Consider the following 22,080-nt stretch of genomic DNA (forward strand, 5'->3'; position numbering starts at 1 on the left):
CATGATGCAGCTTGCCTCAGTTATCCAGCGTCTGGACGTGGGAGACCTTGCCGAAGCGATCATAATAGATCACCGCGTTGCCACGGCGCTGCGCGTAACCATCAGGTGTTCCGTCCGGGCGCTTGAACAGGATGCGATTGGCATCCGGCTGTTCGATTACCTTGTCACCCTTCGGGCGGAACTTGAACATGCTGAAATCGGCCTCGGCTTTCGGCAGAGCCGAAGACCGGGCGAGCTGGTGCATGTCAGGCTTCTTCTTGCTGTCATCGTCATCCTGGGCCTGTGCCAGACCGGGGAGAATAAACGCCCCGGCCGTCATCATACCTAGAACAGCGCCGAACAGTTTTCCCTGTTTCATTCTGGTATCCTGTCTCAACCTTTACGCGGTGCACCAGGTTGCGCGCTGGCAGCAGCAACGTCTGCCGCACTCCAGCCGCCGCCAAGGGCCCGGTACAACGTTACCAGATTCTGGTAACGCGCGAGTTGCACGACTATGAGATTCTGCTGCGCATCGTAAAGGCTGCGCTGCTGGGTCAGGGTCGTGAGGTACGGGTCGATACCAGTGTTGTAGCGCATCATGGCAAGATCGAAGGCCTGCTGCGATGAGCCGACAAGCGCCTTGAGATGCGTGTCCTGGGCAAGATAGGTCTCACGCGCCGTCAGGGCGTCAGACACTTCCTTGAACGCCGTCTGGACAGTTTTCTCATAGGTCGCGATCTGCGACAGGCGACGTGCCTTCGAGACCTTGAGATTACCTTCGTTCTGACCCCAGGTGAAAATCGGCAGCTCGATATTGGGCGAAACAGACCAGGTCTGGGCGCCGGGCGTAAAGAGATGCCTGAACTGAAGCGAGCTGACACCTTCCTGTGCGGTCAGGGTGACCTTCGGGAAGAAGGCCGCGCGTGCCGCACCGATATTTGCATTGGCGCCGATCAGATTATGTTCGGCCGCCTGGATGTCGGGACGCTGCGCAATCAGGTCTGAAGGCAGACCCGCGGGCAAATCGGTAAGCAGGGTCTGCGCACCGAAAGGCTGCGGCGCCGGAAGTGTGTCGGGCAGAGGCACACCAACCAGCAGCTGAAGCTGATGCTCGTCCTGCGCCATCTGGCGCTCATATTGCGCCTTGTTGCTCGCCGCCTGTTCCACCTGGGTCTGGGTCTGGGCCAGGGTCAGCGCATCGGCCTCACCATGATCGTATTTGAGCTTAGTGAGGTTGAGCGTGTTGGTCTGCGAGGCCAGGGTATCGTTCGTGACGCGTACGAGCTCTCTGTCCGCCAGCCAGGACAGATAGGTATTGGCCACCTGCGACACAGTGCTGATGAGCACGGATTGCGCGCTCATGCGCGAGCCGAGCACTTCTTCAGCCTGCTGTCTGGACAGGTTGCGGATACGGCCGAAAAGATCGATTTCGTAGGACGAAAACCCGATCCCCATGCCGTAATAGCGCAGCATTGAGGTGCCACGACCGAGGCCCGGCGCAAAGGAGAAGCCCGCAGTCTCTGACGGCGCAAAATACTGCCCCTGCCCAGTCACGCCGATCGGCGGGAAGAGCGAGGCATGCTGCACTTCGTAGCTGCCCTGCGCCTCCATGATCGCCGCAGCCTGGCTGCGCAGATCACGGTTATTCTTCAGTGCCAGCTCGATCAGCGCGCGCAGGCGCGGATCGGTAAAGAAGTGCTTCCAGCCAATATCGGAAGCAGCCTGGCCGACGAGCGGCTGTGTCTTACCGGAATCGCTCGGGAACGCATTCTGCACCGGTTGCGTCGGGCGCTGATATTTCGGCGCCAGATCGCAGGAGGCGAGCATGGTGAACGCCATCAGGGCGCTCACTGTCTTGAGTTTGGAAAACTGGCTCATGCGCCCTCTCCTCGAGCGGCTTCATTGCGGTGTTCGTACGGGTCAACGCGATCTTTCATACGTGTCACCTTGAACAGACGCAGGATCACTACGAAGAATACCGGAACGAAATACACGGCCAGAAGGGTCGCGGACAACATGCCGCCCACCACGCAGGTGCCAATGGCCACGCGGGCCGCCGAGCCGGCGCCCGTCGCAATTGCAAGCGGGAAAACACCGCAGACGAAAGCGATGGACGTCATCAGGATCGGGCGAAGACGCTCGCGACCTGCCTTGAGCACGGCATCTTCTAGAGAGTCACCCTGCTCGAAGAACTCTTTCGCGAATTCGACAATCAGAATGGCGTTCTTGACCGAAAGGCCGACCGTGGTCAGCAGGCCCACCTGAAAATACACGTCGTTGTCCAGACCACGCCAGAGCGTGGCACCAATCGCGCCGAGCACACCAAGCGGCAGCACCATCAGCACTGCAAGCGGAATGGCCCAGCTTTCATAAAGCGCCGCAAGGCAAAGCAAAATGACGATCGCTGCGAGTGCGTAGAGCGGGCCAGTCGAACCACTGGATGCGACCTGTTCATAGGAAATGCCGGTCCACTCATACCCGATACCCTTGGGCAGATGAGTCAGGATCTTCTCCATCTCCTTCATGGCATCGCCCGAGCTTGTGCCTGGTGCGCCCTGCCCCTGCAATTCGAAGGAGTTCAGACCATTATAGTCTTCCACCTTCTGTGGGCCGACAGTCCAGTTGCCCGTGGCAAAGGAGTTGAACGGCACCATATTGCCGGCAGTATTGCGCACATACCATTTATTGAGGTCCTCAGGCGTCATGCGCGCCCAGGCTTCACCTTCGATATAGACCTGTTTGACACGGTCGCTGCGCATGAACTGGTTGACGTAGATCGAGCCAAACGCCCCCTGGATGGTGGTATTGATCTCGGCATTCGTCACGCCCTGTGCGTTGGCACGCTCACGGTCGATATCCAGATGGAACTGGGGCTGGTCCTCGAGCCCCATCGGGCGCACAGCCATCAGGCGCGGGTTTTTGGCAGCCTCGGCCAGAACCTGGTTTCGGGCGGCAAGGAGGGCCTTGTGACCCAGATGCCCGTTATCCTCAAGCTCAAGATCGAAACCTGCCGCGTTGCCGAGCTCCATGACAGCAGGTGGATTGATGGCGAAGATGATCGCTTCCGGATCCATCCAGAAGTGCTTCATGATTTCGCCAGCCACCGACATAGTGGTGTTCTTGTAACCCGGGCGCTCATCCCACGGCTTGAGACGAATGAAGAAGGCACCAGCGCTCTGGCCCTGACCGGCAAAATTGAAGCCGTTCATGGCAAAGACGGACTGCGCAATATCACCGTATTTGTGCATCACGTAATCGGTGATCTTGCGGTTGACCGCCGCCGTCTGGGCATTATTGGCACCCGGACGCATCGTGACCTGACCGAAGATAATGCCCTGATCTTCTTCCGGCAGGAAGCCGCCCGGAACGCGAAGGAACAGGAAAACAGCACCGGCAGCAAAAACCGCGAAGATAAGCATGCTCACCAGACGGCTGCGCACCAGGCGTCGCACGCCCTTCAGGTAGCCGTTAGTCATGCGATCAAAGTTGCGGTTGAACCAGGCGATCGGTCCGGTTTTGTGCTCCTTGTGGGTAGGCTTGAGCATCGAGCCGCACAATGCGGGCGTCATGACCGTTGCCACCAGTACCGAGAGCCACATGGCCGCTACGATGGTGATCGAGAACTGACGATAGATCACACCGGTCGAACCGCTGAAGGCGGCCATGGGCAGGAACACCGCCGTCAGAACGAGCACGATACCTACGAGGGCACCCGTGATTTCGTCCATCGACTGACGCGAGGCCTCCTTGGGGGACAAGCCCCTCTCGCTCATCACACGCTCGACGTTCTCAACCACCACGATCGCGTCATCGACGAGGAGGCCGACGGCGAGCACCATGGCCAGCATAGTGAGTGTGTTGATGGAAAAGCCCAGCGCCGCGAGCACACCGAATGTACCCAGCAGCACGACCGGCACGGCGATTGTCGGGATAAGCGTGGCACGGAAATTCTGCAGGAAGATCAGCATAACGACAAAGACAAGCGCGATGGCCTCGAGCAGCGTGATGACAACGTCCTGGATCGACAGGGTGATGAACGGCTCGGTATCGAGTGGGTAAACCGTCTTGAGGCCCTGCGGATAGAATTTCTCCAGCTCTGCAACCTTGGCGCGCACCGCCGTCTCGGTTGTCAGCTGGTTCGCACCCGGCGCGAGCTTGAGCGCCATACCTACGGTCGGCAGGTTGTTGTAGAACGAGGTCAGGTTATAGTTCTGAGCGCCCAGTTCGACACGGGCGACATCGCTGAGCAGAACCTGTGATCCATCCTGCTGCACCTTGAGCACGATCTTCTTGAACTGCTCAGGCTCACTGAGGCGGGTCGGCCCAATGATGGTGGCGTCAAAGCCGATTTCCTTCGTGGAAGGCAGACCGCCGAGTTCACCCGATGAAACCTGGATGTTTTGCTGCTGGATGGCTGTCTGAACATCGCTGACATTAAGCGAGTAATTATAAAGCTTGTTTGGGTCCATCCACACGCGCATAGCGTATTCAGAACCGAACAGCGTATGGTCACCTACACCGGAAACGCGTGAAAGCGGATCGGATACGTTCGAAGCTACATAATCGGCAATATCCTGACCCGACATACTGCTGTCGGTCGAGATAAAGGCGAGCACGAGCATGAAGTTCTTCACGGCCTTGGTGACGCTCAGGCCCTGATTGACAACTTCTGTCGGCAGGCGCGGCTGCGCCAACTGCAGTTTGTTCTGCACCTGCACCTGAGCGATGTCAGGATTTGTTCCCTGAGCAAAGGTCAGGTCGATTTCCATATGGCCACTGCCATAGGACGATGCCGAAAGATATTCGAGGTGATCGAGGCCGAACATCTGCTGCAGGATCGGCCGGACGGTGGTGTTGTTCACCGTCTCGGCGGATGCCCCGGGATAGTCAACCGTGATCGCGATCTGTGGCGGAGCAATGGAGGGGTACTGGGCAATCGGCATGCTGAAAATGGCAACGCCGCCCACCAGCATGATGATCAGCCCGATAACCCAGGCGAAGATCGGTCTGTCGATAAAGAAACGAGACATGGACTACTCTTATCCTGCGTGCGCGGGCTGGGCGTCGGCTGGCTTGCCTTCCTTGGCCTTATCGTCAGCCGACTTTTCGACCGGCTTTACAACGGCACCCGGATGGGCCTTTTGCAATCCTTCGACGATGATGCGGTCGCCATCGTTAAGGCCACCCATCACGACCCAGTCGCCATCGAGGGCACGGTCGAGCTGAACAAAGCGCATGGTCACCTTGTTGTCGCCATCGAGCGCATAAACGAAGGGATCGCCCTTGGAGTCACGCTGCAACGCCGGCTGAGGAATGGTGATGGCCTTGGGATCGACACCCTCAGCAACTTCAGCATGAACATACATACCAGGCATCAGCAGACGGTCAGAGTTCGGGAACTCCGCGCGCACGATCATGGTGCCGGTGGCCGGATCGACTGTGACTTCGGTCAGACGCAGTTGACCCGCCTTGTCGTAATGGCTGCCATCTTCAAGCGTAAGCTCTACGGCCGCCGCATTGCCCGAGACCTTTTCCAGCTTGCCGCTGGCGAATTCGCGTCGCAGGCGCAGCATGTCAGAAGTGGCAAGGTTGACGTCCACATAGATCGGGTCCATGCGCGTGACCGTGGCAATGGCCGTGGTCTGGCCAGCGGTGACGAGTGTGCCGGGGGTCACGAGCATACGTCCGATGCGCCCGTCGATGGGGGATCGCACCTGTGTCCAGTCCAGATTGACGGCGGCGCTATCAAGATTGGCCTTGGCCTGCGCAATATCGGCTTCCGCCTGGCGTGCCGAAGAAAGTGTATTATCGTAGTCCTGTTTACTGACAGCATGGGCCGCAGCGAGAGGGCGATAACGGTCGAGCTGGGCGCGAATGCTCAGGGCGGCGGCTTCGGCATGCAGGAGCTGCGCCTTGGCCTGATCGTAGCTTGCCTTGAACGGTGCAGGATTGATGACATAAAGCAGTTGCCCTGCCTTGACGTCAGTTCCCTGTTCGAAGGTCCGCTTCAGAATCACACCACCGACCTGAGGACGCACCTGCGCCTGTTCAAAGGCCTCGACGCGGCCCGGGAGGGACGTGCTCGTCTTGAGAGGGTGCGGATGCACAGTGTAAATGCCGACTGTCTGCGCAGGCGGCTTGGGAGCCTCTGCCTTATGTTTGCAGCCTGAAAGATCGAGCGTCAAAAGAGCCAGGGGAATAAGGCGCAGGGAAAGGCTTGTTGTGGTCTTCAGGGTCCACGGCGAACGCGGAGAGAGAGACGATAATACTCGCATAATGGCGCTATCCAAAAATAACGATGGCCCCAAGAGTAGCCGCCAACCTCGCGCTCGCGCCAAAAAAGGTTTTCGGAAACCCTTGAGTTTCTCATGCATAGGGAACTATACGGTTTCCGAACCCTGGTCAACGGACCGGACGCAGCCCCGGAGTGGTTTTTCACAGCATTATGTCAGATCTGGCTTCACCCTCTACCGCCGCCCTGCGTGACGAAAACTTCCCTCCGGGTAAGCGTCAGTGCGGACGTCCACCCGTCCTGTGCGAGACAGAAAGGCGCGATCGAATCCTTGATGCCGCCGAGCAGGTCCTGCAGGAGCACGGCTATTCCGGTGCGTCGATGGACCGGATTGCCCAGTGCTCGAACATGTCGAAGAAGACGCTCTATCACATGTTCAGTTCCAAGCAGGAAATGGTGGAGCAGCTTCTGCACGATCGCCTTCTCCTGTCAGGTCTACGCGATCTGGAACTCAAGGGTGAGACGGTTGAGGACCAGCTTGTTTATGGTCTCCAAGCCCTTGGCGCCACGATGATGGAGGAGAAGCGGCTCAATCTTATCAGGGTCGTGATTTCGGAGGTGTCCCGCAATTCGGAAGCCAGCCGCTTTGTTCGTGAGTTTTTTTCGAGCCAGAACGGCCCCTTTCCGCTCAGACTCTGGCTTGAGCGCCTCTGTGATCGTGGACTGCTGAAGATTGATGACGTCGAAGAAGCATCAGACATGCTGTTTGGCAGCGCGCTGGCGACCTTCATCCTCTGCGAATTGAGCCATTGCCGCCCGAAACAGTACTGGCGGGACAACCCGGATTATCTCCATCGTGTGGTCGCCATGTTTCTCAAGGGATTAGACAAAAAAAACGGGGCGTAAGCCCCGTTTTTCTATGCCTTGCAAAGCGACGGCGCCAAAAGTCAGGCGACCAGACGCCCTTCCTTGTCAACCAGCTCGATAGGATAGTCACCGGTAAAGCAGGCATCGCAATAACGGCCTTCCGCACCGGTGCGGTCATCGTGACCGAGCGCACGATACAGACCATCGAACGAAATGAAGGCAAGGCTGTCGACGCCGATAGCCTCAGCCATTTCCTCTATGCTGTGCGTTGCAGCCAGGAGCTGGCTCTCTTCGGGCGTGTCGATGCCATAGAAGCATGGATGCTTTGTTGGCGGGCTGCTGATGCGCATATGCACTTCTGTAGCCCCTGCGGCACGCACCATGTCGACGATCTTGCGCGACGTCGTGCCACGCACGATGGAATCATCCACCAGTACCACACGCTTGCCCTGCAGCACCGGCGTATTGGCCGAATGCTTCATGCGCACGCCCAGATTGCGGATCTGATCGGTCGGCTCGATGAAGGTTCGTCCGACATAATGGTTGCGGATGATACCCATCTCGAAGGGAATGCCGCTTTCTGCGGCAAAGCCCATGGCTGACGGCACGCCTGAATCGGGAACAGGCACGATCACATCGGCTTCGACACCGCTTTCACGAGCAAGCTCAACGCCGATTTGCTTGCGCGCCTCATAGACCGAGTGGTTTTCGAGGATTGAATCGGGCCGGGCGAAATAGATGTATTCGAACACGCAAAAGCGAGGGCTGGTCTGGGCGAAGGGGCGCATGGAGCGCACGCCGTCATTGTCGATAATGACCATTTCGCCCGGCTCGACATTACGCACGAACTCGGCGCCAACGATATCGAGCGCACAGGTCTCGCTAGCCAGCATCCAGCCGCCATCCGCCGTGCGACCGAGGATCAGCGGGCGGACGCCAAGCGGGTCACGAAGGCCGACGAGGAATTCCGGTGCCAAAGCAAGGACCGAATAGGCACCCTTCACCTGTTTTGCCGCATCGACGAGCCGCTCGAGCACAGTGGCGTAAAGCGAGATAGCGATCAGATGAACAAAGACTTCGGTGTCTGTCGTGGACTGGAACAGACAGCCGCGCTTGACCAGCGCCTGCCTCAGAGTGGCTGCATTGGTCAGATTGCCGTTATGCGCGACGGCAAGGCCACCGAACTCGAAATCGGCGTAGAGCGGCTGAACATTGCGCAGCAGCGTTCCGCCCGTAGTGGCATAGCGGTTATGCCCAATGGCGCTCTTGCCCTTGAGCGTTGCCATGACGCGGGCATCGCTGAATACGTCACCGACGAGGCCAAGCCCCTTGTGCTGGCAGAAACGCTCGCTGTCATGGCTGACAATGCCGGCGGCTTCCTGACCACGATGCTGAAGCGCATGCAGACCGAGGGCTGCGAGCGCGGCCGCATCGGGGGCACCCCAGATACCTACGACGCCGCATTCCTCATAGGGACGGTTCGAAGTTTCAAGTGTGTCAGGAATCATAATCTGGCGGCGCTCCTTTGCACGGTCACGCATTGGCGGTCGAGGCTGGGTCGATCAGAAGGCTGCGTCATGGCCTTTTGCGGACGGCAAGGCAAGATGAAGTTGCGGGAAATATGGCGTCAGCTCTTGCAGCACCTTCACGCCACTCAGGATGTAGGGACCCGAGCGGGTGCCTGCAACGAGGGAACGGGCAGTAATTTCACCCGCAAAGGAGACAACCCCGAGATACAGCACCACAAGGATAAGGGCGGCGCGAACCAGCCCGAAGCCGCAGCCAAGCAGGCGATCGGTGCCGCCGACGAGGACACTGCGCAGCCCTGTGGCAAAACGCTGGGCAATGGTCGAGAGCACCAGAACCAGCACGATGAAAGAAATGACATAGGCCAACGCGCCTGCTGCCATGCCATCACTGATCTTCTCGGACAACCAGGGCAGAATGAGCGGTGCGATCTGGCCTGCCAGCACGAACGCGCCCCCCCATGCGGCAAGGCTGAAGATCTCGCGCGCAAAACCACGCGTGAAGCCCCAGAGCGCCGAAAGCCCCAGAATAACGAGGCAGACGATATCTGTAGTATTATCCATCAGGGCAGTTTGGTTGATGAGGGACGCCAGAATTTGCGGGCGGTCTCGGGACTGTGGGGGATATCGCTGTTGATCTGCGTCAGAAGATTGCCCAGCTGAAGCCGGTGATCGATTTCACGCCAGACTTCTGTCGCGTCAATATTGCGCTCTCCCCATAGACGCATCAGGGCTTCGAGAAAGGCAGCGCTGTGGGCCACCAGCTCTTCCGGCTGCTCCAGCATATAGAAGCTCGTGCATCTGACGATCGAATGCGCCAGATCACGTCGCAAGGCTTCATCAGGCAGCGTGATGACGTCTGGGCGCTGCGTCTCGCGCTTCTTGCGCCCCTTGCCCTTCTGCTGGGCGACGGCTTTCACCGTCGCATCTCCTGTCGGAATGCGATGCGCTTCTACCAGCCTGTCGAGAATATGGGGGGGAACCATGCGCGCCTTCATACACCAGCCATATGAATTCGCCATGGCCAGCGTCAATCAAATGAATGTTTGCGCCGCAAAAATCACGCGGATTAATCCTTAGTGCCCCACAGATTTTGAAAACACGTTAACGACCACCACGCCGACGATGATGAGGCCAAGGCCGATCATCGCAGGTGCATCGAGCGCCTGCTTGAACTTGACCCAGCTGATGGCCGAGATCAGCACAATTCCCACACCCGACCAGATGGCATAGGCGATACCGGTGGGCATGGTACGAAGCGTGAACGAAAGCGCATAGAACGAGATGCAATAACCGAAGACGCTCAGCATTCCCGGCAGGGGTCTGACAAAACTGTCCGAGAGTTTCAGCATGGTCGTCGCGAAAACTTCGGAGCAAATGGCGACGAAAAGGAAGAGATAGGTCATGAAGTGTCTTGTCAGGGCCAAGGTGGCGGTTACCGAGGGAACGGACGCCTCAATTCGGTTTTGTCTGATCCGGCACTTTCTCTAACACCCCACCCTTTCCCTGTCACGCAGGAAGGAAACGCGCACGCCGAACGGTAGTGCCTTCCTGCATGAGCAATCGAGACCGGCCTGACGGAATGTCGTGCCGCCAGGCCGGATGGTCTTTGCCTCAGACTTTTTCGGGTTCCTCTGCGGCGACGTAAAGCTTGTTGCCCCCGCTTCTGAACGCTTCCTTCATCTGCTCCATACCCTGCTCACGCTCGGCGTTGCGCCGTATGTCATGGCTGATCTTCATCGAGCAGAATTTTGGTCCGCACATCGAACAGAAATGAGCGGTCTTATGCGCTTCCTTGGGCAGGGTCTCGTCATGGAAGCAGCGTGCCGTATCAGGGTCCAGGGCGAGATTGAACTGGTCCTGCCAGCGGAATTCGAAGCGCGCGCGCGAGATCGCGTCGTCGCGGATCTGCGCTGCGGGATGGCCCTTGGCAAGATCTGCGGCATGGGCGGCGATCTTGTAGGTGATCACACCGACCTTGACGTCGGAGCGGTCGGGCAATCCGAGATGTTCTTTGGGTGTCACATAGCAGAGCATGGCACAGCCATACCAGCCGATCATCGCGGCCCCGATGCCTGACGTGATGTGATCATAACCCGGCGCAATATCGGTGGTCAGCGGACCGAGCGTATAGAACGGGGCCTCACCGCATTCACGCAGCTGCTTGGTCATATTGATCTTGATCTTGTGCATGGGCACATGGCCCGGCCCTTCGATCATGACCTGACACCCCTTTGCCCACGCGATGCGCGCAAGTTCGCCAAGCGTTTCCAACTCGGCAAATTGCGCGGCGTCATTGGCATCGGCAATCGAGCCGGGACGTAGACCGTCGCCAAGCGAAAACGAGATGTCATAGCGACGCATGATGTCGCAGATCTCGTCGAAATGCTCGTAGAGGAAATTCTCACGGTGATGGGCAAGGCACCAGGCCGCCATGATCGACCCGCCACGCGAAACGATGCCTGTGGTGCGGCCTGCTGTCAGCGGCACATGCGCAATGCGCACGCCTGCGTGGATGGTGAAGTAATCCACCCCCTGCTCTGCCTGCTCGATAAGGGTATCGCGATAGATCTCCCAGGTGAGATCCTCGGCGATACCGCCCACCTTCTCCAGTGCCTGATAAAGAGGCACCGTTCCGATCGGCACGGGTGAGTTGCGCAGGATCCAGTCGCGGATGTTGTGGATATTACGCCCGGTCGAGAGATCCATGACCGTATCCGCCCCCCAGCGGATCGACCACACCATTTTCTCCACCTCTTCCGCTGCCGAGGAGGTCACGGCAGAATTGCCGATATTGGCATTGATCTTGACCAGAAAATTACGACCGATGATCATCGGCTCGAGTTCCGGATGATTGATATTGGCCGGAATGATGGCGCGACCGGCAGCAATCTCGGAGCGCACGAATTCCGGCGTGATGAAAGCCGGAATCTCGGCCCCGAAATCCTCGCCATCGGCCCGTCGCTCTTCCGCCCCCTCGACCATGCTGGCACGGCCCAGATTTTCACGATGGGCGACAAAGATCATCTCTTCGGTGATGATTCCGGCGCGGGCGAACTCGTATTGCGTGACATAAGGCGCATCGACGCCATCGAATACCTTATGGGCGGCGGGACAATGAGGCACAGCCTGCGCGCCATTGGCAAAGCCATTATCCTCTGGCTTGATCGCCCGCGTTTCCGTCACGGCGGTCAGACCGCGCCTAGTGAGCCAGGGCGCGCGCAAGGCGGGGAGCCCGAGCGCGACATCGGCGTGATAGGCCGGATTGGTATAGGGGCCGGACGTGTCATAAACGCGTACAGGCGCCTCGTTGGCGCTCGGGTCGAGATCGATCTCGCGAAACGGCACGGTGATGTCCGATCGGCCATCCGGGCTCGCGAAAATCTTGCGCGAGCCGGAAATCGGGCCTGTCGTCACCTTGCCATGAGCAGGTGCCTGATCGCGCGCAGCGACCTTGTTCTGGGTGGGAAGCGTTGAGTCGTCCATTTTCTGTCCCCTTGCGGTGTGGGGTTATGTCCGACAGCGCAAGAGCAGGATGAACGGGGTCGCAAGACGAGACTGGCCGCTCACACCAATCCCTACGCCGGTACGAACCGGATCAGGTTCTTCGCTCACATGCCGGAGCGAAAGGGTCGCTGCGCTGCGGTAAACCGCCAACAGCCTCTCAGCCTCTTGTCGAGGCACCCCCTGGTATGGCGCGGAGTGTGACGTTGTCCGCAGGGTTCTGTCAACCGAATTAGATTGCCTGACCGTAAGGAAAGGCGTGACCTCCCTGCCAAACCCCGGCCGAAGGCGTGTTTTCAGGCACGCACGCGAGACGCACGCGCGCTCATGGGTTTGAGCTGGCCGATCTCCTGATCATGGCGGCTGAGACCGGCGGGAGTGATATAGAAGCGACCATCTGCGCCCAAGGCAACGAACCCCATCGCCTGAAGCCGCTCGAGGCAGGGCTGATCTCGCAACGCCTGGGGACGACCTATGCCTTCGCAAAGCAGCGCACGATGCAGTGTCGAGCGACAGCAGGTCTCCAGATAGGGTTCATCCCACATGACGGCATCTCCACGACAGACTGCAAGGCGGTGTCTTCACGACCGGGTGACCTCTTTCCATGAATGCCCCCGCCCCGCAACTGCTTTGCGCATGACAGGCGGAGGTTTAAGGCCAGGCATTACATCAGGGCTTAATGTTGAACGACGCATGTTCAGGGGTTAGCCCCGGCGCCCTGCCGGGCTATAGAACAGCCACGACGCTCTCAAGCTCAGGATGACACATGGCCCCCTCACCTTTTTCGCGCCTTGCGACGAAGCTCTTTCATGGTCTTGACCCGGAGGCTGCCCATGAGGCGGCAATCGAGACACTCGCTCTGGGTCTGGGTCCGACTGCGCCAAAGGACGTCCCTGCGCTCAGCACACGCTGCATGGGGCTGCGCTTTCCCAATCCTGTCGGCCTTGCCGCCGGGTTTGACAAGAACGCGCGCGCGCCGATGGGACTGGCCCGCATGGGATTTGGTCATGTGGAATGCGGAACCGTGACCCCGCGCCCGCAGGAAGGTAACCCCAAGCCCCGTCTGTTCCGCCTGTCGGAAGATGCCGCCATCATCAACCGTATGGGGTTCAATGGCTGCGGTATCGAAAGTTTCACGCGGCGTATGGAGCGTTTCAGAACGCTTCAGGCCGGGCGCAACGCGGCGCTCCGTAGCGTGCCGGTCGGTGCCAATCTCGGCATCAACAAGATAGGCGCCCGCCCGCTGGAAGATTACCCGTATCTGGCGTCACGCGTCGCTCCTCTGGCCGACTACATCACCATCAATCTTTCCTCGCCCAACACGCCCGGCCTGCGAGACCTGCAGAGTGCGTCAACGCTGGGGGACATCCTGCAGGCGATCACACGTGCCAATGCCAGTCTGCCCCCGCTTCTGGTCAAGCTGGCGCCGGATCTCGACCCGGATGCGCTGCCTGATATCGTTGAAGCCGCCGTCGAGGGTGGGGCTGCCGGGCTGATTGTCAACAACACGACCATCAGCCGCCCTCACTCGTTGCGTTCACCCCTGGCAACCGAGACCGGGGGCCTTTCCGGGCGCCCCCTCGCCCAGCTTTCACTCCAGACGCTCAAACGCGTCGTCCCGCTTGTTCAGGGACGGCTGGCCGTCATTTCCTGTGGTGGGATCGAAACGGGCTTTGATGTCTTTGAGCGGCTTCGGTCGGGTGCGGATATGGTGCAGATCTATACCGCGCTCATCTATCACGGCCCCGCGCTGGTCACGCGCATCAAGGCCGAGCTGCTGCAGGAAATCTACAAGGTCGGTTTTGACTCCGTCGACGACCTGAAATCTGCCAGGCACTGAGCGACTGCACGGCGTGTTGGAAAACCATGGGGCGGAAACACCGTTTCCATTCTTAGAACCAGAATTACAAAGAGAGGCGATCATCGGAATGTCAGCTTTGAAGAGGCAGCCAGCCCTCACTCTCATTTACGGGCTCTTCCTTGTCCTTGCCCTTGCCCTTTCGATATCGTCAAAGCCCTCTCTTGCGGCGCCACCCGGCAGCCCCGGCAGTAACACGCTCGTACCGACTGCGGCCGATGGCTATGGCTGGACGACCGTCTCTGCAACGCTAAACAGGCAGATCACTTCGGCCCAGAACCGCCTGAAATATATCTACGGTCAGCTTAACAGAACCGACATCGCGCTGGGCAATGAAACATTGTCGTCCCTGTCCGATCAGATCGATGAGATCAGCGGCGTCGCTCAGTCGATACAGACCCAGGCGGCCTCCTATCAGACCGTCTATCAGAGCTATCTCGAAATTATCGGCACAAAGGTCGACGGAGAGAGCGCGACGATCGTCTCCCAGCGCAGCCGCCTCGAGGCCGTGCTTCAGGATATCAAGTCCACCGTGACCCAGGGCAAGCTGCTCGGACTTCAGGCCAAGCAGGTGCAGCTTGAAGTGCAGCGTCGCGGCACCGTCAGCCAGCAGGCGCTTCTCTCCGAGCGCATTGCCTCACCGCTTTCTCTCGGTTTCTGGCGCGACCTCGCAGATGAAGGCCCCGACCTGGCGCTTACCTTCGCGCCGCCCGTGAATAATGGATATGCGGGAGTTCTCTATAACTGGCCTGCCACGCTGTTCTCCCTGATCGGCGTGTTCGTCCTCACCGCATTGCTGGCGCGCCCTACCTTCTGGCTGTTCCGGCAGGCTGAGGGGAATATCGTCCGCCGCTTTACGGGCGATGTGCTTCCTGAGAACCACATTTCGTTTATTCCGGTCGCACTCAGCGGTCTGATCTGCGGCATCATCATGTTCGTGGTCTGGGAGATCATCTCGAACGTCTTCTCGCTCGATGTCGGTCGCAGCCCCGTATTCGCCCACGGCATTGCCGGGATCATGCCTCTTTGCGGATTCATTCTCGGGGCCGGCCTGCCCGCCCTGAGCCGTGCCACGGCTGTTGACGGTGCTGCTCAACGCTCAGCGCGTGCCCTGTGGGGTGTCGACTGGTGCGTTTCGATCTTTGTGCTGCTACAGACGCTGTTCGTCATTGTCGGCTTCGAGAACGCATTTCCTGTCACGGCGCGCCGTCTGGTCGAGGCTGTCTTCACCCTTCTGGTGGAAATTCTCTTCGTCTGGATGTGCAAGCGACTGACGAGGCGTACCGATGCCCGTCTGGCCCCGGCCATCTATGGCATCGGCTGGCTTCTTCTGGTCATCAGTTCGGCAGCGATAGCGCTTGGGTATCTCGCCTTTGCCTTCGCCCTGGCCGTATGGGCCATTGCCCTTTCTGTCAGCTTTGCCTCCCTGATGCTTCTGTCGATCGCGATGAAGGAATTTACGTCGCGCACTTTCTCGGTGGGATCGCTGATCTCGCGACGTCTCTCCCATCTGGGCGTGCATTCCAACCGTGTCGCACAGTTTGGCGTGCTGCTTTCTGGCATCGTCAATATCGGGCTGATCATCATTTTTGCAGCCATCTGTCTTTCCGATGGCAGCCTGTGCATTCCGGTTGTCGCGGATCGCGTCCAGAGCCTGTTCGTTGGTCAGACCATTAACGGTGTGCAGTTTTCGCTCAATACCGCTGTCTATTGCATCATCATTCTCATCATCGCGTATTACGCGATCGGTGCGTTTACCCAGTGGCTTGAGAAGCGCCTCTTCCCGACGACAAATCTCGATATCGGCGCCCGCACCTCAATCCTGAACATCTTCAACTATGTTGCCTGGATTGCCGTTCTCCTTCTGGTGCTGTCGGAAGCAGGAGTGACGGTCAAGAACCTGACCTGGGTTGTCAGTGCGCTCTCGGTCGGTATCGGTTTTGGTCTTCAGGCAATCGTTCAGAACTTCGTGTCTGGCGTGATCCTGCTTGCCGAGCGCCCTATTCGTGTCGGTGATCTGATCGAACTGGGCGGCATCAAGGGCGACGTGAAGCGCATCAGTGTGCGCTCGACAGAGATCGGTCTCGGTGACGGCTCGACGATGATTGTACCGAACTCACAGTTCATCACCTCGGCAGTGCGTAACGCCACGCTGGGCACTGCGCTGAGTGCTGCCTCGGCGACCGTCACCATTTCGCCGCGCGCCGATGCCACAAAGGCTCAGCTTGCTCTCATGGACATGATGACCAAGCGACAGGATATCCTGCAAAATCCGCCGCCGGGGGTGGCCATTTCCGCGATCACCGAAACGGGTATTACGCTTGCCCTGTCGGCCAAGGTTTCGTCTGTTCGTGATGTGGGTGGCGTCACAAATGCCATTATGCTGGATGCCTACCGCGTTCTGCAGGAAGCCGGGCTTGAACTCGGGAAACCGTCCTGAAGGGATAGTCGATAAAAAAGGGGGAGGAGCCGAAGCTCCTCCCCCTTTTTTTGACTAAACCACAGGACAGGGAAACACTATCAAGCGGCGTGGTCGCGATCCATCAGGAAGCCAGTCACTAGTGATTTGAGCGGCGTCAGCTTTTCGGCAATTGCCAGCCCTGCCTTGCGCAGCGCCAGGGAAGGCTTTGCGTCATGGGTATAGAGCGACGCGATACCATTGGTCGCAGCGAAAAGGGGAGCCGTTGCGCGTCGATGACGCTTTTCAAAGCCGCGCAGCACGCTCGCAGCACCGGGATCGCCCTCACCTCTGGCAATCTCCTCACAGAGTATCTCCTGCCCTCTCAGCCCAAGATTGAATCCGTGCGCCGTGATGGGGTGCATACCGACAGCCGCATCGCCAATCAAAGCCAGACGGGTGGTCTCGAAGCGATGGGCAAAAACCGTCTTGAGAGGATAGGTGCATCGCGCGCTCTCGAGGCTCATGCTGCCCAGACGGCTCTGCGTCCGGCGCGTGATGTCTGCATCGAACGCGTCTTTATCCATCGCCTTGAGTATCGCGATTTCTTCAGGGTCGAGCGTCAGCACGAGAGAGGAAAGATGCCCTGGTAATCCGTCATCGGCTACCGGAAGCAACGCGATCGTCTGACCTTCGTCGAACCATTGCAGGGCGACGCCGTCATGTGGCTCCGGATGGCGCATGCGACAGACAAGGATCTCCTTGCCAAAATCATGAACGATTGCCCCGATGCCGCGCATCTGCCTGATACGGGAGAAACGACCATCAGCAGCAACAAGCAGGCTCGAACTGATCAGCCTGCCGTCATCCAGAAGAGTGATCGCCTCATCCCTGTTGCCTGAACTCGCGACGACGCCCTTGCCCGAGAGAATCGTGATCCGGTTCTCTTCACGCACGGTTTCATACAATGCCGTGCGGATAAGGTGATTGGGCACGAGATAACCGAGCGCGTCCGACTTCTCCTGCGGCGCCCTGAAGAGCAGGGCCGCCGAGTTGTTAGCGGGGGCTTCCTGCCCCGTTTCGATCCGTGCGGTTATGAGCGGAGAAACGGACCCTGCAGGAATACGGTCCCACACTTCATTCTGTTCCAGCCAGTCGCGTGAATGATGCGTAAGGGCGATTTCGCGCCCATCAAAGGACGGAGAGGCAAGAACGGTTTCAGGCGCCGGATCGATAACGGCTACGCGCCAGCCAGCCTTGGCAAGGGAGAGAGCGCAGGCAAGACCCGCCGGCCCTGCACCGGCGACGGTAACGTCGTATTTCTCTGTCACTGATCTGCCCCGAATTTAACCGGCTCACCCTTATAGAAGCCCATATAATCCTCGATGTCCGGGCGCTTGCTGCCGTGTACCGGCTTGTCTGGCGTACCTACGAACAGGAAGCCGGCAAGGCGCTGGGAGTCGCTCAGCCCAAGGGCCTCACGGAAGCAGGGCTGACCGGCGAAATCGCTCGAAACCCAGAATCCGCCAAAACCCTCCATATGGAGCGCATTGAGGACATTCATCACGCCCGCGCCAACGGACAATTCCTGCTCCTGGAGCGGGATCTTGCTCTCGGGGTCAAGTGCCATCACGAGGGCAATCGTCATGGGCATTTCGGAAAAACGCTGGCGGCGTTTGGCGATCTTCTTTTCAGGCACCTTGGGATCGGCGGAGATCATGGCCTTGATCACCTGCTCGGCAAATTCGGCGCGATGCTTGCCCTTGATCACGATATAGCGCCACGGCCTTATCTTGCCGTGATCGGGCGCCCGCAGCCCCGCCGAGAGAATGCGGGCAATCTGCGCCTTATCTGGCGCAGGCGCGCTGAGATGATCAGTCGAGGCCCTGCTCAGCAGGACGTCAAGGGCGGAGGGGGATGCGTGCGCGCTGCTCATGGGCGATAGATGGCAAGTTCCCCTCCTCTCGCCAAGAGGCCATCGCGTATTCGCTTCGAATAGTTTATGGAAGAGATCATGACAGACGCCAGACAGTCCCGCATTCACCGCAAGACCGGTGAGACCGATATCTCCGTTTCCATCAATCTGGATGGCAGCGGCCAGGCCGAGCTCGATAGCGGGATAGGCTTTTTCGATCACATGCTGACGGCACTGGCCAAGCATGGCGGCTTCGATCTCGAAGTGCGCTGCCATGGCGACCTGCATGTCGATGGCCATCATACGGTGGAAGATATCGGCATTGCGCTTGGCAAGGCCTTTGCTCAGGCCCTTGGCGACAAGCGTGGCATCACCCGTTTCGGCCATGCTCTTGTGCCACTCGATGAAGCGCTTTGCGAAGTCGTGGTCGATATTTCCGGACGCCCCTATCTGGCATGGAACGTCAGTTTCGTGCGCGAACGTATCGGCGAGATGGATACGGATCTCTTCGAAGAATTCTACCGCGCCTTTGCCATGGCATCGTCCATCGCCCTGCACGTCACCTGCAAGGCAGGGCGTAACGCGCATCACATCGCCGAGAGTGGGTTCAAGGCCTTTGCCCGTGCCCTGCGCATGGCTGTCGCGCTTGACCCGCGTGTTGCCGGAAGCGTGCCTTCGACCAAGGGGGTCTTGTGAATTATTATCAGGCCTATCGCGCACAGAATGAGGCTGTTCCGTCCATGGTACGTCAGGGCTTCTACTGGCGGCTCATGATCCTGGGGCCTGTGGGGCTGCTTTTTTCGAGATGCTGGATCTCATTTGCGCTGACAGCCTGCCTCAATGTGCTTCTCGTCCATTTTGGCGGCCCCTATGGCTGGCCTGCAGCCATAGGTGTCAATCTCGCTCTGGCGCTTTTCGGTGCAGAATTGATCGGCTGGGAAAAACGGCTCAAGGGCAGTGCCTCAGCAGGGCTCTGGCTCGGTCGGTCTGAGGCTGACGCGCAAATGCGCTTCGCAGACAAGATGCAGGCGTCATCATGAGAAAAATAGTCGTCATCGATTATGACGGGGGCAATCTGGCCTCGGCAGCACAAACCGCCCGTCACGTCGTCACGGAAAAAGGCCTCTCAGCCGAGGTCATCATCACCGGCAATCCTGAGACGGTGATGAGCGCCGATCATATCATCCTGCCCGGTCAGGGTGCCTTTGCTCATTGCGCCTCCGGCCTGCAAGGCGGCTTGCGAGAGGCGCTTGTTGAAGCGACGGACCGTGGAACGCCCTTCCTGGGTATCTGCGTGGGCATGCAGCTCATGGCGGAGTGGGGGCTTGAGCATGGCCGCACCGCCGGGCTCGGCTGGATCAAGGGCGAGATTTCTCGAATGGATTTCGCTCTGGAAGCCGGGTTGCGTCTGCCGCATATGGGCTGGAATGTGCTCGAGTTCGAGCCCGGCGCCCACCATCTTACGGCTGGGCTGGAAAAGGGTGACCACGGCTATTTCGTCCATTCCTATGCGCTTACGGGTTGGGACGAGTCCGATATCGTCGCGACAGCAGACTATGGCGGCGCCGTTCCTGCCATCGTGGCGCGCGGCAATCGCTGCGGTACACAGTTCCATGTCGAGAAGAGCCAGAAGACCGGGCTGACGATCATGGCCAATTTTCTGAGCTGGACCCCGTGACGCGCATCGCAGAACGCCTCTCGCGCATCGATGACACCGATATGGCAGCGTTGTGCGAAATCACGACGGCGGCCATCATCGACGGGGGCGGCCTTGGCTGGCTGACACCGCCAGGTCGTGCCGTTCTGGAGCGCTATTTCAACGGGCTCTTGCTCGTGCCGGAAACCCGGTTTTTTGTCGTTCGTGACGAGAGCGGGCAGATACAGGGCTGCGCCCAGCTTCTGCGCCCCTCGCGCAACAATGAGGCGCAGGCCCAGACGGCCCAGATAAGGGGCTATTTCGTTGCCCCCTATATGCGCGGTCGGGGGCTTGGCTTTGTTCTGGCTGATGCTGTGATCGCAGCGGCACGCGCCATGGGCTGTCGTGTTCTGAACTGCGAAGTGCCCGAAACCCAGTCTTCTGCTCTGGCCATGTTTCGCTCGCTTGGGTTCGAGCATTGGGGCACCCATCCTTATTACGCGCGAAGCCATGAAGGCACGATCAAGGGCCTGTTCATGACCAAGATCCTCGATCGGGTTGGCGCGGCGGCGAGACACAAGAAACCCACTGAGAAGGAAAGCAGCGTGGCGACCACCGACGCAAAACCGAACCGTCACCTGACCCTGTATCCCGCCATCGACCTCAAGGACGGTGCCTGCGTTCGACTGCGGCGCGGCGAGATGGATGATGCAACCGTCTATTCCGACAATCCGGCAGCGCAGGCCCTCGAATTCGCCCATGCCGGATGCTCGCGCCTGCATGTGGTCGATCTCAACGGTGCCTTTGCCGGGCGCTCGGCTAATGGAGCGGCGGTCGAGGCGATCATTGCAGCGACTGATCTGCCGGTTCAGCTGGGCGGTGGTATTCGTGATATGGCCGGCATCACGCGCTGGCTCGAGGCAGGGCTCGACCGTGTCATTCTCGGCTCGGTAGCCGTCAAGAACCCCGAACTGGTGCGCGAGGCCTGCAAGGCCTTCCCGGGTCGGATCGTGGCTGGCATCGACGCAAGACAAGGCCGCGTCGCAACGGAAGGCTGGGCAGAAGTGTCCGAGCTTAACGCACGTGATCTCGCGTTGCGTATGCAGGATGTCGGTGTCGCTGCGGTGATCTTTACTGAGATCACACGCGACGGCATGCTTGAAGGACTCGACCTCGAGCAGACGGCCGATCTGGCGCGCAGGCTCTCCATCCCTGTTATCGCGAGCGGTGGCGTTGGCTCGGCACAGCATCTGCGCGATTTCCGCCAGGTCGCTCAGGATGTACCTGGCCTTGAAGGCGTTATCGTTGGTCGTGCCCTCTATGACGGGCGGGTTTCTCTGGCTGAGGCGCTCAGCATTCTCGAGGGGGTCTGATGCTCAAGCTGAGAGTAATCCCCTGCCTCGATGTGAAGGACGGACGCGTCGTCAAAGGGGTGAATTTCGTCTCTTTGCGGGACGCAGGCGATCCGGTCGAGCAGGCTATCGTCTATGATGCCGCAGGCGCAGACGAACTGACCTTTCTCGATATCACCGCAAGCGTCGAAAATCGCGATACCATCTATGATGTCGTGCGGCGCACGGCAGAACGGGTTTTTCTGCCCCTGACGGTAGGAGGCGGCGTTCGTGCACCCGAAGATATGCGGCGCCTTCTGCTTGCTGGAGCCGATAAATGTGCGGTCAATTCCGCAGCGGTTGTTAACCCCGATCTGATCAACGAGTCTGCCAATCGCTTCGGCAGTCAATGCGTGGTCGTGGCTATCGATGCGCGCTCTGACGGCAAGGGCGGCTGGGAAGTCTACACAAAGGGCGGCAGGCAGCCGACCGGAATCGATGCTGTCGCCTGGGCCAAAGATGCTCAAGCGCGTGGCGCGGGTGAAATCCTGCTGACGAGCATGGATCGCGACGGCACCGGCAAGGGGTTTGATCTGGATTTGCTGCGACGCGTCTGCGGTGAAATCACTATTCCCGTCGTCGCTTCGGGTGGCGTTGGCGCCCTCGATCATTTCGTCGAAGGTGCAAAGGCAGGTGCCAGCGGCCTTCTTGCCGCCAGCGTTTTTCATTTTGGCACGTTTGGCATTGCAGGCGTCAAGGCAGCGCTCGAGAACGCAGGCCTACCAGTGCGGCCGGGCAACTGACGACACAAGCATATCATTCGGAACAAGAAAC

The 22,080-nt window shown here is 59.2% G+C and carries 20 protein-coding genes; 8 read left to right on the forward strand and 12 right to left on the reverse strand.

All coding sequences use genetic code 11. The annotated features are described in order from the left end of the window. Nucleotides 1–16: 16 nt before the first annotated feature. Genes AA105894_RS11800 through AA105894_RS11815 form a run of 4 tightly spaced genes read right to left on the reverse strand, consistent with a single transcriptional unit; the run spans nucleotide 17 to nucleotide 6,254 of the window. Complete coding sequence (locus tag AA105894_RS11800) at nucleotides 17–358, reverse strand: hypothetical protein (protein WP_229719798.1); 342 nt, start codon at nucleotides 356–358, stop codon at nucleotides 17–19. Nucleotides 359–372: 14 nt separating this feature from the next. Further along, nucleotides 373–1,857, reverse strand: coding sequence for an efflux transporter outer membrane subunit (locus tag AA105894_RS11805; protein ID WP_267311900.1), 1,485 nt, complete (start codon nucleotides 1,855–1,857; stop codon nucleotides 373–375). Then, nucleotides 1,854–5,009: an efflux RND transporter permease subunit gene (locus tag AA105894_RS11810; RefSeq protein ID WP_267311901.1), complete on the reverse strand. Its 3,156-nt coding sequence runs from the start codon at nucleotides 5,007–5,009 to the stop codon at nucleotides 1,854–1,856. The genes AA105894_RS11805 and AA105894_RS11810 overlap by 4 nt, the downstream gene beginning before the upstream one ends. A gap of 9 nt (nucleotides 5,010–5,018) precedes the next feature. Further along, nucleotides 5,019–6,254, reverse strand: coding sequence for an efflux RND transporter periplasmic adaptor subunit (locus tag AA105894_RS11815; protein ID WP_267311902.1), 1,236 nt, complete (start codon nucleotides 6,252–6,254; stop codon nucleotides 5,019–5,021). 170 nt (nucleotides 6,255–6,424) lie between these two features. Between AA105894_RS11815 and AA105894_RS11820 the strand changes: the two genes are divergently transcribed. Continuing rightward, nucleotides 6,425–7,117, forward strand: coding sequence for a TetR/AcrR family transcriptional regulator (locus AA105894_RS11820; protein WP_267311903.1), 693 nt, complete (start codon nucleotides 6,425–6,427; stop codon nucleotides 7,115–7,117). Between the two features lie 41 nt (nucleotides 7,118–7,158). Here AA105894_RS11820 and purF read toward each other — a convergent pair whose 3' ends face one another. From purF to AA105894_RS11850, 6 genes are all read right to left on the reverse strand, one after another. Next, nucleotides 7,159–8,586, reverse strand: coding sequence for an amidophosphoribosyltransferase (gene purF / locus AA105894_RS11825; RefSeq protein ID WP_267311904.1), 1,428 nt, complete (start codon nucleotides 8,584–8,586; stop codon nucleotides 7,159–7,161). Nucleotides 8,587–8,640: 54 nt separating this feature from the next. Beyond that, entirely contained in the window at nucleotides 8,641–9,168 is a 528-nt protein-coding gene (locus AA105894_RS11830) for a CvpA family protein (RefSeq protein ID WP_267311905.1), read from the reverse strand. Further along, a complete protein-coding gene (locus AA105894_RS11835; RefSeq protein ID WP_267311906.1) occupies nucleotides 9,168–9,590 on the reverse strand; it encodes a hypothetical protein in 423 nt (140 codons plus the stop codon). The genes AA105894_RS11830 and AA105894_RS11835 overlap by 1 nt, the downstream gene beginning before the upstream one ends. Before the next feature lie 90 nt (nucleotides 9,591–9,680). Next, nucleotides 9,681–10,010 (reverse strand): DMT family transporter, encoded by a 330-nt coding sequence (locus AA105894_RS11840; protein WP_229719795.1) that lies wholly within the window; start codon nucleotides 10,008–10,010, stop codon nucleotides 9,681–9,683. Nucleotides 10,011–10,218: 208 nt separating this feature from the next. Further along, on the reverse strand, nucleotides 10,219–12,090 hold the full coding sequence (gene thiC / locus AA105894_RS11845; RefSeq protein ID WP_267311907.1) for a phosphomethylpyrimidine synthase ThiC: 1,872 nt from the start codon (nucleotides 12,088–12,090) through the stop codon (nucleotides 10,219–10,221). A gap of 314 nt (nucleotides 12,091–12,404) precedes the next feature. Continuing rightward, nucleotides 12,405–12,653, reverse strand: coding sequence for a hypothetical protein (locus tag AA105894_RS11850; RefSeq protein WP_267311908.1), 249 nt, complete (start codon nucleotides 12,651–12,653; stop codon nucleotides 12,405–12,407). Between the two features lie 221 nt (nucleotides 12,654–12,874). Between AA105894_RS11850 and AA105894_RS11855 the strand changes: the two genes are divergently transcribed. Together AA105894_RS11855 and AA105894_RS11860 are read left to right on the forward strand one after the other, a co-directional pair. After that, complete coding sequence (locus AA105894_RS11855) at nucleotides 12,875–13,948, forward strand: quinone-dependent dihydroorotate dehydrogenase (protein WP_267311909.1); 1,074 nt, start codon at nucleotides 12,875–12,877, stop codon at nucleotides 13,946–13,948. Nucleotides 13,949–14,036: 88 nt separating this feature from the next. Continuing rightward, the gene (locus tag AA105894_RS11860) at nucleotides 14,037–16,406 is read left to right on the forward strand and encodes a mechanosensitive ion channel domain-containing protein (RefSeq protein ID WP_267311910.1); all 2,370 of its coding nucleotides are present in this window, start codon (nucleotides 14,037–14,039) and stop codon (nucleotides 16,404–16,406) included. A gap of 80 nt (nucleotides 16,407–16,486) precedes the next feature. Here AA105894_RS11860 and ubiM read toward each other — a convergent pair whose 3' ends face one another. Both ubiM and AA105894_RS11870 read right to left on the reverse strand, forming a co-directional pair. Then, nucleotides 16,487–17,695: a 5-demethoxyubiquinol-8 5-hydroxylase UbiM gene (ubiM, locus tag AA105894_RS11865; RefSeq protein WP_267311911.1), complete on the reverse strand. Its 1,209-nt coding sequence runs from the start codon at nucleotides 17,693–17,695 to the stop codon at nucleotides 16,487–16,489. Further along, complete coding sequence (locus tag AA105894_RS11870) at nucleotides 17,692–18,300, reverse strand: nitroreductase family protein (protein ID WP_267311912.1); 609 nt, start codon at nucleotides 18,298–18,300, stop codon at nucleotides 17,692–17,694. The genes ubiM and AA105894_RS11870 overlap by 4 nt, the downstream gene beginning before the upstream one ends. Before the next feature lie 78 nt (nucleotides 18,301–18,378). Between AA105894_RS11870 and hisB the strand changes: the two genes are divergently transcribed. The 5 genes from hisB to hisF are packed head-to-tail and all read left to right on the forward strand — an operon-like array spanning nucleotide 18,379 to nucleotide 22,049. Further along, nucleotides 18,379–18,975, forward strand: a complete 597-nt coding sequence (gene hisB, locus AA105894_RS11875; RefSeq protein ID WP_267311913.1) for an imidazoleglycerol-phosphate dehydratase HisB — start codon at nucleotides 18,379–18,381, stop codon at nucleotides 18,973–18,975. Further along, complete coding sequence (locus AA105894_RS11880; protein ID WP_267311914.1) at nucleotides 18,972–19,319, forward strand: hypothetical protein; 348 nt, start codon at nucleotides 18,972–18,974, stop codon at nucleotides 19,317–19,319. The genes hisB and AA105894_RS11880 overlap by 4 nt, the downstream gene beginning before the upstream one ends. Further along, nucleotides 19,316–19,957, forward strand: coding sequence for an imidazole glycerol phosphate synthase subunit HisH (gene hisH, locus AA105894_RS11885; protein WP_267311915.1), 642 nt, complete (start codon nucleotides 19,316–19,318; stop codon nucleotides 19,955–19,957). Before AA105894_RS11880 ends, hisH begins: the two co-directional genes overlap by 4 nt. A gap of 41 nt (nucleotides 19,958–19,998) precedes the next feature. Next, on the forward strand, nucleotides 19,999–21,288 hold the full coding sequence (hisA, locus tag AA105894_RS11890) for a 1-(5-phosphoribosyl)-5-[(5-phosphoribosylamino)methylideneamino]imidazole-4-carboxamide isomerase (RefSeq protein WP_267311938.1): 1,290 nt from the start codon (nucleotides 19,999–20,001) through the stop codon (nucleotides 21,286–21,288). Then, nucleotides 21,288–22,049 carry an imidazole glycerol phosphate synthase subunit HisF gene (gene hisF, locus AA105894_RS11895; RefSeq protein ID WP_267311916.1) on the forward strand — a complete coding sequence of 254 codons (762 nt, stop codon included), beginning with the start codon at nucleotides 21,288–21,290 and terminating at the stop codon, nucleotides 22,047–22,049. The genes hisA and hisF overlap by 1 nt, the downstream gene beginning before the upstream one ends. Nucleotides 22,050–22,080 lie beyond the last annotated feature (31 nt).

Origin of the sequence: Asaia spathodeae NBRC 105894, assembly GCF_025994195.1 — a bacterium.
Lineage (GTDB): Bacteria > Pseudomonadota > Alphaproteobacteria > Acetobacterales > Acetobacteraceae > Asaia > Asaia siamensis.

Excerpts from the sequence above, each read along its gene's own strand:
- AA105894_RS11800 (WP_229719798.1), bottom strand. The coding sequence starts at position 358 with ATGAAACAGGGAAAACTGTTCGGCGCTGTTCTAGGTATGATGACGGCC.
- AA105894_RS11805 (WP_267311900.1), bottom strand. The coding sequence starts at position 1,857 with ATGAGCCAGTTTTCCAAACTCAAGACAGTGAGCGCCCTGATGGCGTTC.
- AA105894_RS11810 (WP_267311901.1), bottom strand. The coding sequence starts at position 5,009 with ATGTCTCGTTTCTTTATCGACAGACCGATCTTCGCCTGGGTTATCGGG.
- AA105894_RS11815 (WP_267311902.1), bottom strand. The coding sequence starts at position 6,254 with ATGCGAGTATTATCGTCTCTCTCTCCGCGTTCGCCGTGGACCCTGAAG.
- AA105894_RS11820 (WP_267311903.1), top strand. The coding sequence starts at position 6,425 with ATGTCAGATCTGGCTTCACCCTCTACCGCCGCCCTGCGTGACGAAAAC.
- purF (WP_267311904.1), bottom strand. The coding sequence starts at position 8,586 with ATGATTCCTGACACACTTGAAACTTCGAACCGTCCCTATGAGGAATGC.
- AA105894_RS11830 (WP_267311905.1), bottom strand. The coding sequence starts at position 9,168 with ATGGATAATACTACAGATATCGTCTGCCTCGTTATTCTGGGGCTTTCG.
- AA105894_RS11835 (WP_267311906.1), bottom strand. The coding sequence starts at position 9,590 with ATGGTTCCCCCCCATATTCTCGACAGGCTGGTAGAAGCGCATCGCATT.
- AA105894_RS11840 (WP_229719795.1), bottom strand. The coding sequence starts at position 10,010 with ATGACCTATCTCTTCCTTTTCGTCGCCATTTGCTCCGAAGTTTTCGCG.
- thiC (WP_267311907.1), bottom strand. The coding sequence starts at position 12,090 with ATGGACGACTCAACGCTTCCCACCCAGAACAAGGTCGCTGCGCGCGAT.
- AA105894_RS11850 (WP_267311908.1), bottom strand. The coding sequence starts at position 12,653 with ATGTGGGATGAACCCTATCTGGAGACCTGCTGTCGCTCGACACTGCAT.
- AA105894_RS11855 (WP_267311909.1), top strand. The coding sequence starts at position 12,875 with ATGGCCCCCTCACCTTTTTCGCGCCTTGCGACGAAGCTCTTTCATGGT.
- AA105894_RS11860 (WP_267311910.1), top strand. The coding sequence starts at position 14,037 with ATGTCAGCTTTGAAGAGGCAGCCAGCCCTCACTCTCATTTACGGGCTC.
- AA105894_RS11870 (WP_267311912.1), bottom strand. The coding sequence starts at position 18,300 with ATGAGCAGCGCGCACGCATCCCCCTCCGCCCTTGACGTCCTGCTGAGC.
- hisB (WP_267311913.1), top strand. The coding sequence starts at position 18,379 with ATGACAGACGCCAGACAGTCCCGCATTCACCGCAAGACCGGTGAGACC.
- hisH (WP_267311915.1), top strand. The coding sequence starts at position 19,316 with ATGAGAAAAATAGTCGTCATCGATTATGACGGGGGCAATCTGGCCTCG.
- hisA (WP_267311938.1), top strand. The coding sequence starts at position 19,999 with ATGGCAGCGTTGTGCGAAATCACGACGGCGGCCATCATCGACGGGGGC.
- hisF (WP_267311916.1), top strand. The coding sequence starts at position 21,288 with ATGCTCAAGCTGAGAGTAATCCCCTGCCTCGATGTGAAGGACGGACGC.